Genomic DNA, 12,652 nt, shown 5'->3' with positions numbered 1-12,652 from the left:
AAGCAATCTTCCGCAAGCGCCTATATCTACCCCATGTCGCACCCCTTCTTCAGTTTACACACGCATGGGTTCCTGCGCGCAGCCGTCTGCGCGCCGCGCGTCGCCATCGCCAACCCGCGCGCCAATGCGGCGGAAACGCTCGCGATGGCGAAGCGGGCGGCGGAGCAGGGCGCCTCGCTCGCGCTGTTCCCGGAGCTGGGCCTCTCGGCTTACGCCATCGACGATCTCTTGCAGCAGGACGCGCTGCTCGAGGCTGTCGAGACGGCCCTCGCCGATCTGCTTGAGGCCTCCAAGAACCTCAACCTCATCCTCGCCGTCGGCGCGCCGCTGCGTCACAAGGCGCGGCTCTATAATTGCGCGGTGCTGATGCTGCGCGGGACGATCCTCGGCGTCGCGCCAAAAAGCTATTTGCCGGGCTATCGCGAGTTCTACGAGAAGCGGCATTTCGCGCCGGGCGTTCACGTCGCGGGCGAGGAGATCGACGTCGCAGGCGTCCGCGCGCCCTTCGGGGCGGACCTCGTCTTCGTCGCGGAGGACTTCCCAAACCTCGCAATCCACGCGGAGATTTGCGAAGATCTGTGGACGCCGATCCCGCCCTCGGCGCGCGCGGCCATGGCCGGGGCGAGCGTGCTGCTCAATCTCTCCGCGAGCAACGCCATCATCGGCAAGTCGGACGTCCGCCAGACTCTATGCGCCTCCCAATCGGCGCGCTGTCTCTCCGCCTATCTTTATTCGGCGGCGGGAGAGGGAGAGTCGACGACCGATCTCGCCTGGGACGGCGAGGCGCTGATCTACGAGCTCGGCGTACAGCTCGCCAAGGCCGAACGCTTCGCAAAGGAGCCGCCGCTCGTCCTCGCCGACGTCGATCTCGGGCGCATCGCCGCCGAGCGGTTGCGGCAGACGAGCTTCGGCGACTGCGCCGACGCCGAAGCGAAAACGAAACGCTTTCGCGAGATCCGCTTCGCTTTGGTCGCGGAAACGAAGGATTGGGGGTTCGTTCGCGAAATCCCGCGCTTCCCCTTCGTGCCGGACGACGAGGCGCGCCTCTCGGAGCTCTGCTTCGAGGCCTTCAACATCCAGGCGCATGGGCTCGTCCAGAGATTGCGCGCGACCGGCTTGAAAAAGCTCGTCATGGGCGTTTCGGGCGGACTCGACTCGACGCAGGCGCTGCTCGTCGCGGCGACCGCGACGGACCGACTCGGCTGGCCGCGCGAGAATGTGCTCGCCTACACGCTACCTGCATACGCGACGAGCGCACGCACGCGCGCCAACGCCTGGGCGCTGATGCGGGCGCTCGGCGTCTCGGCGCAGGAGATCGACGTCACGCCTGCCTGTCAGCGCATGCTTGAGGACATCGGCCATCCGGCGGCGAAGGGCGAGGCCGTCTACGATCTGACATATGAGAACGTGCAGGCGGGCGCGCGCACCTCGCTGCTCTTTCGTCTCGCCAATCGTCATGAGGCGCTCGTTCTCGGCACGGGCGACCTTTCCGAGCTCGCGCTCGGCTGGTGCACCTATGGCGTCGGCGATCAGATGTCGCATTACAACGTCAACGCCTCCGTCCCCAAGACGCTGATTCAGCATCTCATTCGCTGGTGCGCGCGCGAGGCGCGCTATGGCGCGGGGACCGTCGCGGCGCTGCACGACATATTGGAAACCGAGATCTCCCCTGAGCTGGTGCCGTCGGGAGCGGGCGCGCCGCAGCGCACCGAGGATTTCGTCGGGCCCTATGCGCTGCAGGATTTCAATCTGTTCTATGCGACGCGTTACGGCTTCTCGCCCGCCAAGATTGCTTTCCTCGCCTATCACGCTTGGCGCGACGCCGGCGCGGGGCGCTGGCCCGCCGGCATCGCCGCCGATAAGCGCGTCGCCTATGATCTGCCGGACATCAAGCGCTGGCTCGGCGTGTTTCTGCGCCGTTTTTTCCAGACGAGCCAATTCAAGCGTAGCGCCTTGCCCAACGGCCCGAAGGTCTCCTCCGGCGGGTCGCTCTCGCCGCGCGGGGATTGGCGCGCGCCGAGCGACTCTGACGCCACCGCCTGGCTTGCCGATCTCGAGCGCATCCCGTGACGGGGGGCAACGGGCTCGACTTCGGCGCGCGCGCCGAGACGCTCGCAAGGGTCTGGCTGCGGCTGAAGCTCTACAAGATTCTGGCGCGTCGCTATCGCGTCAAGGGCGGCGAGATCGACATCGTCGCGCGGCGGGGCGACGTCGTCGCCTTCGTGGAGGTGAAGGCGCGCGCCGAGATGGATGCGGCGCTCATCGCGATCACGCCGCAAAAACAGCGTCGTCTGCGCGTGGCCGTCGCGCGCTGGCTCAGCCTCAATCCTTGGGCGGCGCGCTATACGCTGCGCGCCGACGCGATCTTCGTCGCGCCGGGACGCTTGCCGCAGCATGTCGAGGATGTGATGAGCCTCGAACGAGCGACATCGCCCTAACCTGAATAGGGCGCGCGCAGGAGCCCGTCGGCGATGAGCTTGGGCGGAGGAACGGGGCTGATCCGTGAGAGGACCGCCTCGACGGCGTCGATCGACGCCGGCTTCGTCAGATGCGCGTCGAAGCCGGCTTGCCGCGCGCGGCGTCGATCTTCCGTCCGTCCCCAACCTGTCAGCGCAATGAGAAGAAGCTCATGACCATGCGCGGCTCGAATGCGACGCGCCGTCTCGTAGCCGTCGAGCCCGGACATGCCGATGTCGCAGAAGATCGCGTCAGGCCTGAAGTCGTCGATAGCGGCGATTCCGGAATGGCCGTCGCGAGCGACACGAACGATCGTTCCTAAGCTCTCCAGCAGAAAGGAGAAGCTTCCGCAAGTCTCGCGATCGTCGTCGATGACGAGAACGCGCGCCCACCGATCGGCGTCGCTGCGCTTTGGCGCCGCCGCCCTCATATTTTCAGAAGATTGGGTCGTCGGGCCGTCCCACTGCGGCAATCGAACGACGAATTCGCTCCCGCATCGGGGCCCTGGGCTATGCGCCTCAATGCGCCCCCCGTGCAGCTCGACAAGCTTGCGCGCCAAAGCGAGGCCGATGCCAAGACCGCCTTGCGGCGAGTCCGCGCCGTCCCGAACTTGCATAAAGAGTTCGAACACCTGTGACAGCGTCTCGGCGGCGAGACCGACGCCATTGTCACGCACGCGAAAGACGATCTCGTCGGCTTCGAGCGCCGCTTCGATCTCGATCAACCCGTCGGGCGGCGTGTATTTCACTGCGTTGTCGATCAGATTTACCGCGATCTGCGTCAGGCGCACCGCGTCGCCGAACACCCACAGCGGCGCGCTCGCTACCTTCGTTTTCACGCGATGGGTCTTTTTTTCGATCAGCGGCCGACAGGACATCAAGGCGTCGCGCACGATCGCCACCATGTCGGTCTTCTCTTTTCGCAGCTCGATCTTGCCGTATCGAATGCGGCTGATCACGAGCAGGTCGTCGACAAGCCGGACGAGATGGTCGGTCTGACGTTGGATCATATCCACGAGCACGGAGTCGGGATCGTCGGGAGCACGCCTCCTCTGCAAGACGAGCGCGGCGTTGTGGATCGGCGCGAGTGGATTGCGTAGCTCGTGGGCGAGCGTTGCGATGAATTCGTTCTTGCGCATGTCGGCATCGCGCAGTGCCGTCTCCGAGCGCTTGCGAATGGTGATGTCGCTGGCGGCGCCGAACCACTCGGAGATCTCGCCCTGCTCGTTTAGAATCGGCACGGCGCGCGAGGATGTCCATCCGATCTCTCCGTCCGCCAGCCGGACGCGATGCTCCAGCTGGAAGATGCTTTTGGTCCGGATCGCTTCCGCTATGACTCCGAGAACCATGGCCCGATCCTCGTCCGGAATGTATTTCTCCAGCCATTCTTCGGTCTCGGCTTCCTCGAGAAGGTCGCGCCCCTGAAGGCGGATCTTTTTCCAGTCCGGACTCATGCTGTAGATGGTTTCGGAGCTCGCGGTCAGGAGAGCGCGAAGACGTTCCTCGCTGGCGCGCAAAGCCGCCTCCGCCTCCTTCAGCGCCGTGACGTCGCGCGCGACGCCGACGACGCCGACCACGGCGCCCGCCGCGTCGCGCAAGGGACTTTTTGTCGCGCGAAAGATGCGAGCCGGCTTGCCCGGTGTCGTGAAGGCTTCCTCGAACGTCTCCGCCTGGCCTCCATTCATGATCCGCCGATCATTGGCCTGTATGCGCGCGACCTCTTGCGGATCGTGGCGCCATTCCGCCTCGCTGCGCCCCAGCACCTCAGCGGCCGATTTGCCGATCGTCTCCAGCGTCGCAGAATTGGCCATGAGCATTCGACATTCGACATCCTTGGCGAATATCGGATCCGGCATCGATTCGATGATCCCCTGCAAGAGCATGGTTTTTTGCTGCAACGCCTGCTGACTGCGCTTGCGCTCAGTGATGTCGCGGCTCTGCGTTGCAAGGCCGACAGGCTCTCCCTCAGAGTCGAAAAGGAGAAAGGCGTCGTGGATCATCCAGATCGCTTCGCCGGTATCGAGGCGCCGGAAGCGCGTTTCGGTTTCGGCTCGGCCTTCCCTGAGGACGCGCGGCAAAAACTCATTCAGGATGAAATCCTGATCCTCGGGAAAAAACAACGCCTGCACCGGCGTTTCGACGAAACGCCGGTGGTCGTCGAGCCCCACGAGACGACGTCCGGCCGCGTTCACGTAGAAGGGCCGGAAGCTCAGGTCGCACATGAGGATGAACAACGGGCTGCCGTCCGCCAAGGCTTTGAAGAAGGACGGTTCGTTGGGGAACATGGTCATGGTCTGATGACGCCTTGAACCTCGGATCGAGCCAGCCCCGGACGCCTCTCTCATCGAGAACTCTGGCGCCGATATGACTGCAGCGCCGACCTCTCCTGCCGCGGGCAAAGCGTCTGCGCCCTTCGCCCGCGTCATGCCGATCGCCATCGATCAGCATGGTCTCGAAAAGAAGATTCTTTATGAACGAGGATCCTGGCCAACGCGGCACCTTCAGGAAGCTACCCAGGAAAGGCAATTAGGAATTGTACTCAGTCTTGCGGCGTTCGTTAGCGAAGAGCGCCGAACCAGGTCCGCGCCGATCCCGATTTCAAGGTGATTGGGCCTATGACGCTGCGTTCAATGTTCCTTTGAAAGGCGCGGTCTTCGCGGAACGCCTCTCATATGTCATCGCGCCGGACGGCGGGATCCTTTACGTCTATTTGGACGAGAATTCGCATAGCCACAGCGTCGACACGCTGGCGACGGTGCGCAAGTGGCGAGACGAGCATCCGAGGTGACGCGTCGCTCGCCACACAGCGAGGGCGCCGGGTCGAGCGGCCAAAGGGATTTAAGCGGCCCTTCTGTTGCTGAGGCGCCACAGGCGCCGGGAAAAGCGAGTCGGACATCGCATTTTGCGCTTTCTAGCATTTAACAGCAGAGCGAGCTCCAGTAGTGTCAAGCGGTCTAATCGTTCGAATCTCGCGGAGCCTGTTTCATGCGCAAGAGACTTAACGCGAGTGTGGCGTCTGTCGCGCTGCTTGCGGCTGTGGCTCCCGTCCACGCCCAGCAGGCGCCGAGCAACGCCGAGCTCTATCAGATGCTGCTGGAGCTCAAGGCCAATCAACAAAAGCTGCGTGAGGAGAACGCTCGGACCAAGACCGAGAACGAACGCATGCGCGCCGAGCTTGCGGAAGCGCGCCGCAAGCTTGCGCAGCAGCAGCGCGGCGCGCGGCCGGTCGAGCCGCCGCCCGTCGTGATCGCAAGCCCCGCGCCGGCGCCGGTCGCTGCTGTTCCGGTCACGGGGATGGCCCTTACGTCGCCTCCGCTCGCAGCTCCCGTCGCGCTGGTCGTGCCGGCATGGGATCTTCCGGCGGTGTCGCGGCCGAACGGCAAGTTGGAAGGCGCCGCGGGCTACGACACAGGGCATGGCGCTGGCTACGCCGCCGGGGCCTTCACCGTGCCTCTCGGCCGCTCCTTTGGCGCGCAGCTCGACGCCATCACCGGCGGGGTGGGATCGACGGCTTTCTATGGCGCCGCCGGTCACGCCTTCTGGCGCAATCCGGCGATCGGCCTCATAGGCCTCTATGGCAGCTTCGCGGAAAACACCTCCGCCAGCAGCCCGTTCATTCCGGCTAGTCGGGCTTACGTCAAGGCCGGCGGCACGATGGAGGCCTATCTCGGCCCGGTCTCGATCGAAGGCGTCGGGGGCTGGGAGACCGGCGGGCCGCGTAACAATTGGCTTTGGGACTTCGGCGCCGCCGGGCGCAAGAATCGTCCCTTCGATCAGATCGACCTCGCGCTCTACCCGACCGAGGACTGGCGCGTGAGCGCGGGCCATCGCTACACGCAGGGCATTCATATCGCCACTGCGAAGACCGAATTCCAATTGCCCTATGCCGCTTACCATAATCTCGCTGTTTTCGTCGAAGGCAACGTCGGCCAGCACAACTTCCGCTCGGTCATGGCCGGCCTGAAGGTCTATTTCGGCGACGACAAGACGCTGATCCATCGTCACCGCGAGGACGATCCGCCGATCTTCCTGGGTGAAGAACATCAGGCGGCGTCGTTTGTCCCGCGGCCAAATCTGCAGCGCAACGTGCAGAATTTCGTGGTCGCGCAGGTGCTGCAAAGTTCGAGTTCAAGGGCAGGGGCTACGGGCGCCACGGGTCCGACCGGCCCGACAGGCCCTACGGGTCCGACGGGCGCAGGGGGTCCGACCGGCCCAACGGGTCCGACAGGCGCGGGGGGGCCGACCGGCCCAACGGGTCCGACAGGCGTAGGGGGTCCGACCGGCCCAACGGGTCCGACAGGCTTAGGGGGTCCGACCGGCCCAACGGGTCCGGCAGGCGCAGGGGGGCCGACCGGCCCAACGGGTCCGACAGGCGTAGGGGGGCCGACCGGCCCAACGGGTCCGACAGGCGCAGGGGGACCGACAGGCCCAACGGGTCCGACAGGCTTAGGGGGGCCGACCGGCCCAACGGGTCCGACAGGCGCAGGGGGACCGACAGGCCCCACGGGTCCGACCGGCGCCACGGGCCCAACCGGGGCGGGCGGCAGCACGGTGGCGGTCTATGAAGGCAACGGGGCGCCGACGAGCACGAGCTTGCCGTTTGGAAGCCTGTACTACAATTACGGCAACTTGGGGCTGTATGAGAATACAAGCTCCGGATGGACGGAAATCGCCACCGCGAACCCCGGCAGTTTTTACTTCGCCAACGTTGTGAATAGCTCCCTCTACTCCCTCTCGCCGGGTGGTTTCCCGACCTCGGCGACAGGGACCCAATATCAGGTGGTCGGCACCAATCCCGGTGCTAATGGCGGCGCCGGTTCCGCCCTGGCGGGGACAGCCCTGTATGAAGCAAGCTCGAGCGGGGCTTGGGTGTGGGTCGGAAACATCGGGCCTCAAGGCACCGGAGTTCCTTAGTTTTTTCGTGCCTCGGCGGCGCGGCGCGCGTCCAGCGGAGCGACATCTCGAGCGGCTGAGCTCTCGTGCGAGTGGGACGACCGCACGGCCAGTTTCTTCAGCCGCTGGAACACCTGATCGCTAGCCCGAGTCATTTGTTCGTGATAGTGTCTAGAAAGTAACGACAATTTGGTTTTCCCGCATTCTGCGGGAATTAAAGCGTATGATCCATGCGCATTTTGAGGGAGTGAAAAACCATGGCAGAGCCGTTTGTCGGTCAAATCCTTCTCGTAGGATTCAATTTCGCCCCGGTCGGCTGGCATTTGTGCGACGGGACGCTTCTACAGATCTCTCAGTACCAGGCCCTATTCGCGCTGCTCGGCACCTATTATGGCGGCGACGGAGTGTCCACTTTCGGGCTGCCCGACCTGCGTAGCCGCGCGCCTCTCGGCATGGGCCAGGGCAATGGCCTGTCGCCTTACACGATCGGCGAAATGACGGGCGTGGAAAGCGTGACTCTTCTGGTGAACCAGATGCCCCAGCATAACCACCTCATCAACGCCGATAACGCTCCTGCTGCAGCGGTGGCCAAGCCAACCAACAATTACCTCGCCGCCGGCTCCGCCAACGGTAAGCCGGTCGAAAACTACTCCGCGGCGTTGACATCGCCGACGACACTGAACTCGAACGCCGTCACCCCTGCCGGCGGCAACTTGCCACATACGAACATCCAGCCGGTGTTGGCCATGAACTACATCATCTCGCTGACAGGCATCTACCCCGCACACAGTTGACGAGCGACCCGATCAACGGCGATGCGCGAAACCGCTTCTTCCCGCGGGCCTTTGCGCCTAGGGCCCGATATCGAAACGGACGACCTGAGCTAGACTGGCGCCGCGCCTGACGCGGCGCGATCGGCTCGGCGGCAAGCTAGATCATGCTGCGTTCAGGCGGAATCGCCTGAACGCAGAAAACGTGATCGATTCCGAAAGTTTAGAGCGCGATTTGTGCGAAAAACCGGTTTCGACTTTTTCGCATCGCGCTCTAGGGTGAACAATTCATTCCCTCACGTTCAATCTTGCACCGACGAAATGGGAGCGTCGCCGTTTCGCTTCGCGCGCAATGGCGGAGTTGATATTCTCATACGGGATTCGGGTGATTGCTTCGGTTCGCGCCGCCTCTCTTGTCCCCCAAGGCCCGTCGCGTGTGACGGGCGTCAGGAGACGGCCTTGGCGGGGGAGGGGATGTGGGAGCGCGCCAACTTTGAGTCATCCCGCGCCCCCCACCCCAACTCTCTCCCCGCAAGGGGGGAGGGGAGGCGCGCCACGAACCAATCAGGCGGAAACCGTATCATTCGGCATGACACTGCGCGTGTAAGGCCGTGAGAGAGAGACGATGGCGGCGGCAAAGCGTATCTGCCTCAATATGATCGTCAAGAATGAGATCCGGAGCCTCGATCGTAGTCTGCGCGCGGTCGCGCCCTTCATCTCGTGCTGGGTCATCGGCGACACGGGCTCCACCGACGGCACGCAGGATTTCATCAGGTCGTTTTTCGCGGCGCGCGGAATCCCCGGCGAATTGCATTGCTTTCCCTTCGTGGATTTCGAACAGGCCCGCAATCAGGCGCTCGACCACGCCTACGCCTCGCCGCTGGAGTTCGATTATCTGCTGTTCGACGACGCCGACATGGAAGTCGTCGTCGAGGACATGGACTTCCGCGCCAAGCTCGATTCGCCCGGCTATATGCTTCAGACCAGAGGCGGCGTCAGCTATTGGGTCACGCGCCTTGCGCGCCGCGATTCCGGCGCGCGTTACCACGGCGTCACGCATGAGTATCTCGACGTGCCTGGCGGAACCGGGCGGCTCGACGGCGTCTGGATGCTCGATCACGCGACCGGCTCGAACCGCGTCGAGAAATTCGAGCGCGACATCCGTCTGCTGCGGAAGGGGCTCGAGGCCGAGCCGGATAATGCGCGCTACCAGTTCTATCTTGCCGAGTCCTTTTTAAATTCCGATCGCCCCGCCGAAGCCGCCGAGACCTATGCGAAACGCATCGCCATGGGCGGATGGGCGGAGGAAGTCTGGTATTCGAGATTGCAGCGCGCCCGCTGCTTTTGGCGCATGGGGGAAGAAGCAGGTTTCTTGCGCGAGGCGGTCGCCGCCTTCGATCAGCGGCCGCGTCGCGCCGAGCCGCTCTACGACCTTGCTCGCTTTTACCGCCAGCGCGGCATGAACGAAGCGAGCATGCTCTTCGCCGAGGCGGGGCTGAGGGTGAAGCGCCCAGCGCAGGACGTCCTTTTCATCGAGGATTTCGTCTATCGATTCGGACTCGCTGAGGAATATTCGATCGCCGCCAATTATGCGCAAGATCCGCAGCGCAAGGAGCGTGGCTTCTCCGCCTGCGACTGGCTCGCGCTCAATCGCCAGGCGCCTGAGAGCTCGCGCAGCCTCGCGCGGCGAAACCTGCAATTTTACGCCGAGCCCGCGGTCGCCTCCATGCCGTCCTTCTCTTGGCGGCGGCTCCAAGCTCCGCCGCGACAACAAGAGCGCGGCGCGCGCGTTTGCGTCGCGCGTCACGGCGAGAAGGTCGTGGGGCTCTGGACCGACGGGGAGAGCGACTTCCTGCTGGAGTTCGATGAGGCGCTTGAGGTCATTGGCTGCAAGGAAATCAGAGGCGCGCTCGATCCGGCGATGAACAAGCAATCCGTTCGCGAAGCCCACTTAGCGTTTTTTGCCTGGGGCGGCGCGCTTTGGCGGGTGGCGTTCTCGCCCGCGGCGACGCTCGCGCGCATCGTGGAGGGCGAGACTTGCGGTTTCGCCGATTTGCGCGGACTCTCGAACTCGGGACGAGACGCGCGACAATGCGAATGGGCGCCGGTCGCGCAGGGTGAGCTGCTGCGTTTCGTTGTGAGCTACGATCCGATAATCGTCGCCGACTCCACTGGGCGCGAAATCGCGTCGATTGGTGCGCCGCTCGCCTCGGACGGCTTTCGCGCGGCGTCGCAATTCACGCCATTGAATGGCGGCTGGCTCGGGCTCGTATGCGAAGCGATCGAGGCAGGGCCCAACGAAGAGTCGACGCATTACCATCGCTTCGTCTGGCTCAACGCCATGTTCGTGCTTCAAGGCGTGAGCCGGCCGTTCTATCTTGAAAGCCGGGGCAGGGAGCGCGTCACAGGGCTCTGCGCGCATCCCGACGGCAAGCGGCTGGTTCTCTCTTTCGTCGCCAACGACGGCGAGTTGCGGCTCGCGACAGTCCTGGCGCAGGAGGCGGCGAGCCAGCTTCTTCCTGCTGCAACCTACGCCGCGGAGAGCTTTCGGCATGAGGACCGGCGATCCGCTCTCGCCGATCGCTGAAAGCATCATTGCTCAGTTCGCATTTCCGGTTTCAGCAGAGCGCGAACGCGCGCGATCAGGTCGTCCAGCGTAAACGGCTTGCGCAGGACCTCGATATTCAGCGCCATCCACAGAGTCTCCAGCGATTTGTCGGCATATCCGGTGATGAACAGAACTGGCAGATCCGGCTGTTTAGCGCGGGCGCCCTCGGCGACTTGGCGTCCGTTCAAGCCGGGCAGTCCCACATCGGTGATCAGCAAGTCCAGCGGCGCGCGCTCTTCCGCCGTCCGCAAGCCGGCGACGCCATCGGCCGCCTCGAGCGCTTCGCAGCCGATCTCCTTGAGCGCGTCGACGATTTGAGCGCGCACCTCCTCCTGATCCTCGACGATCAGAATTCGGCGACGATGGCCGAGCGGGACCGCGACGCAGCTCTCGGTGGCCTCCCGCCGTGTGTCGGCGTAACCGGCGGGCGCATCATTTCTCGGCAGATAGACGCGTACCCGCGTTCCTTCGCTGGGAGCGCTCTCGATGCGCACAAATCCCCCGGACTGCTTGATGAAGCCGTAAACCTGCGAAAGCCCCAGTCCCGTTCCGCGGCCGAAGCGCTTCGTCGTGAAGAAGGGCTCGAAGGCGTGGCTGAGAATGTTTTCGCTCATGCCGGTTCCGGTGTCGCGCACTTCGATCTCGACATAGTCGCCAGCGTCGAGGCCCGGTTCCAGCTCATCGGTCGAAAAGGCCCGGTTCGCGGTCGTGATAGAGAGCGCTCCGCCTTGCGGCATGGCGTCGCGCGCATTGATCGAAAGATTGAGAAGAGCGCTTTCCAGTTGCGAGGGGTCGCAAATGACGCCCCGAACGCCTTTTCCCAGGCGCAGCTCGAGATCGATCTCAGGACCCAGCGTGCGCCGGAGCAACTCCTCGAGCCCGGCGACGAGCTGATTGGGATCGAGCTGGCGAGGCAGCAACGTCTGCCGTAGCGAGAACGCCAGCATGCGGTTGATGAGGCTCGACGCTGTCCTCGACGCTTTTGCGATGGCCGCGAGCGCAGGCTTGATGTCCTGGCCTTCTCCTTGCGCTATCAGACGCTCGATCGAATTGTGCGAGGCCGTGATCACCTGCAGAAGATTGTTGAAGTCGTGGGCGATCCCGCCCGTCAGCTGCCCCAGCGCCTCCATTTTCTGCGCATGGGCGAGCTGTTCCTGGCTCGCGCGCAGCGCCGCATTGGCGCGACGCAGCGCGTCGACCGACGGCAGCGCCAGGAAGCCGGGCAGCCCCCACCAGAGGGCCATCGCCGTGAATATTGAAGCGACGGCCGTCGCCGCCTTGACGAGGCCCTGCAATCTGTAGAGCGGCGCCCAGAGGGTGATCACGTCGAGCCAATGCGTGGCTCCGCACAGCAGGATGAAGGCGGCGAAGAGCCACAGCATGGGCCGAAGAACGAGATCGCCGCGTTGTCTTCCGACGACGACGAGCGTGAGAGGGATGGAAAAATAGGCGAGAGCGATCATCGTGTCCGAGACCGCATAGAGCCATATCAGGCCCGGCTCCCAAAGCAGGCAAAATCCATGGGGCTCCAGTCCGGACGCGCCCGAAAGCCACTCGCTCAATGCGGATAACACGTAAAACCCCCAATTGCGCTTGAGCAGGCCCTCGAAAAATGCGAAGCGGTTTTCCGAGCAGGACATGCTCTCAGTTTTTGATTTGGCGCTTAGTCCTTTTCGATCGCGTGATTCCCTGCGACCGGGACGCTCTCTTACGACGCTCGCCGCGTCGGCCGAGTCTATAGCTCCAGCGCCTCGTCGAGCGCGCGACAACCCGGCGAGCAGTTCTAAGCGCTCTCAAATCAAGTCGGGAAGCGGGCCGCCGAATGCAAGAGGAATAGCCTGTCCCGCGACGCGACGCCGCGGCGGCGCTGACACGCCTTCGCCCAGCTTTTTACCGTCAAGCCCGTATCGAAGGCGCAGCAAAGC

At 64.0% G+C, this 12,652-nt stretch carries 8 protein-coding genes; 6 read left to right on the top strand and 2 right to left on the bottom strand.

Annotated features, from left to right (window positions below):
* Positions 1-33: 33 nt before the first annotated feature.
* The gene (locus tag QMG80_RS15315) at positions 34-2,070 is read left to right on the top strand and encodes an NAD(+) synthase (RefSeq protein ID WP_085769967.1); all 2,037 of its coding nucleotides are present in this window, start codon (positions 34-36) and stop codon (positions 2,068-2,070) included.
* Positions 2,067-2,438, top strand: coding sequence for a YraN family protein (locus QMG80_RS15310; protein WP_085769966.1), 372 nt, complete (start codon positions 2,067-2,069; stop codon positions 2,436-2,438). The genes QMG80_RS15315 and QMG80_RS15310 overlap by 4 nt, the downstream gene beginning before the upstream one ends.
* Here the strand turns inward: QMG80_RS15310 and QMG80_RS15305 are convergent.
* A complete protein-coding gene (locus QMG80_RS15305) occupies positions 2,435-4,747 on the bottom strand; it encodes a hybrid sensor histidine kinase/response regulator (protein WP_158658528.1) in 2,313 nt (770 codons plus the stop codon). The genes QMG80_RS15310 and QMG80_RS15305 overlap by 4 nt on opposite strands.
* A 254-nt stretch (positions 4,748-5,001) precedes the next feature.
* Here QMG80_RS15305 and QMG80_RS15300 point away from each other — a divergent pair, with 254 nt between their 5' ends.
* The 4 genes from QMG80_RS15300 to QMG80_RS15285 all read left to right on the top strand — a co-directional run bounded on the left by QMG80_RS15300 (position 5,002) and on the right by QMG80_RS15285 (position 10,706).
* Complete coding sequence (locus QMG80_RS15300; protein WP_085769964.1) at positions 5,002-5,244, top strand: hypothetical protein; 243 nt, start codon at positions 5,002-5,004, stop codon at positions 5,242-5,244.
* A 197-nt stretch (positions 5,245-5,441) separates the two neighbouring features.
* Positions 5,442-7,370: a hypothetical protein gene (locus QMG80_RS15295; RefSeq protein WP_199769014.1), complete on the top strand. Its 1,929-nt coding sequence runs from the start codon at positions 5,442-5,444 to the stop codon at positions 7,368-7,370.
* Positions 7,371-7,606: 236 nt separating this feature from the next.
* Positions 7,607-8,143, top strand: coding sequence for a phage tail protein (locus tag QMG80_RS15290; protein WP_085769963.1), 537 nt, complete (start codon positions 7,607-7,609; stop codon positions 8,141-8,143).
* A 601-nt stretch (positions 8,144-8,744) separates the two neighbouring features.
* Positions 8,745-10,706, top strand: a complete 1,962-nt coding sequence (locus QMG80_RS15285; RefSeq protein WP_085769962.1) for a glycosyltransferase family protein — start codon at positions 8,745-8,747, stop codon at positions 10,704-10,706.
* A 5-nt stretch (positions 10,707-10,711) separates the two neighbouring features.
* Here QMG80_RS15285 and QMG80_RS15280 read toward each other — a convergent pair whose 3' ends face one another.
* Positions 10,712-12,367: an ATP-binding protein gene (locus QMG80_RS15280; RefSeq protein ID WP_085769961.1), complete on the bottom strand. Its 1,656-nt coding sequence runs from the start codon at positions 12,365-12,367 to the stop codon at positions 10,712-10,714.
* Between the last annotated feature and the right edge of the window lie 285 nt (positions 12,368-12,652).

Origin of the sequence: Methylocystis bryophila, assembly GCF_027925445.1 — a bacterium.
Taxonomy (GTDB): Bacteria; Pseudomonadota; Alphaproteobacteria; order Rhizobiales; family Beijerinckiaceae; genus Methylocystis; species Methylocystis bryophila.
The sequence above is the reverse complement of the archived record's forward strand: the minus strand, read 5'-3'. Positions and strand labels throughout refer to the sequence as shown.

Bases quoted from the DNA above. Each gene is read 5' to 3' on its own strand.
- QMG80_RS15315 (WP_085769967.1), top strand. From the start codon at position 34: ATGTCGCACCCCTTCTTCAGTTTACACACGCATGGGTTCCTGCGCGCA.
- QMG80_RS15305 (WP_158658528.1), bottom strand. From the start codon at position 4,747: ATGACCATGTTCCCCAACGAACCGTCCTTCTTCAAAGCCTTGGCGGAC.
- QMG80_RS15295 (WP_199769014.1), top strand. From the start codon at position 5,442: ATGCGCAAGAGACTTAACGCGAGTGTGGCGTCTGTCGCGCTGCTTGCG.
- QMG80_RS15290 (WP_085769963.1), top strand. From the start codon at position 7,607: ATGGCAGAGCCGTTTGTCGGTCAAATCCTTCTCGTAGGATTCAATTTC.
- QMG80_RS15285 (WP_085769962.1), top strand. From the start codon at position 8,745: ATGGCGGCGGCAAAGCGTATCTGCCTCAATATGATCGTCAAGAATGAG.
- QMG80_RS15280 (WP_085769961.1), bottom strand. From the start codon at position 12,367: ATGTCCTGCTCGGAAAACCGCTTCGCATTTTTCGAGGGCCTGCTCAAG.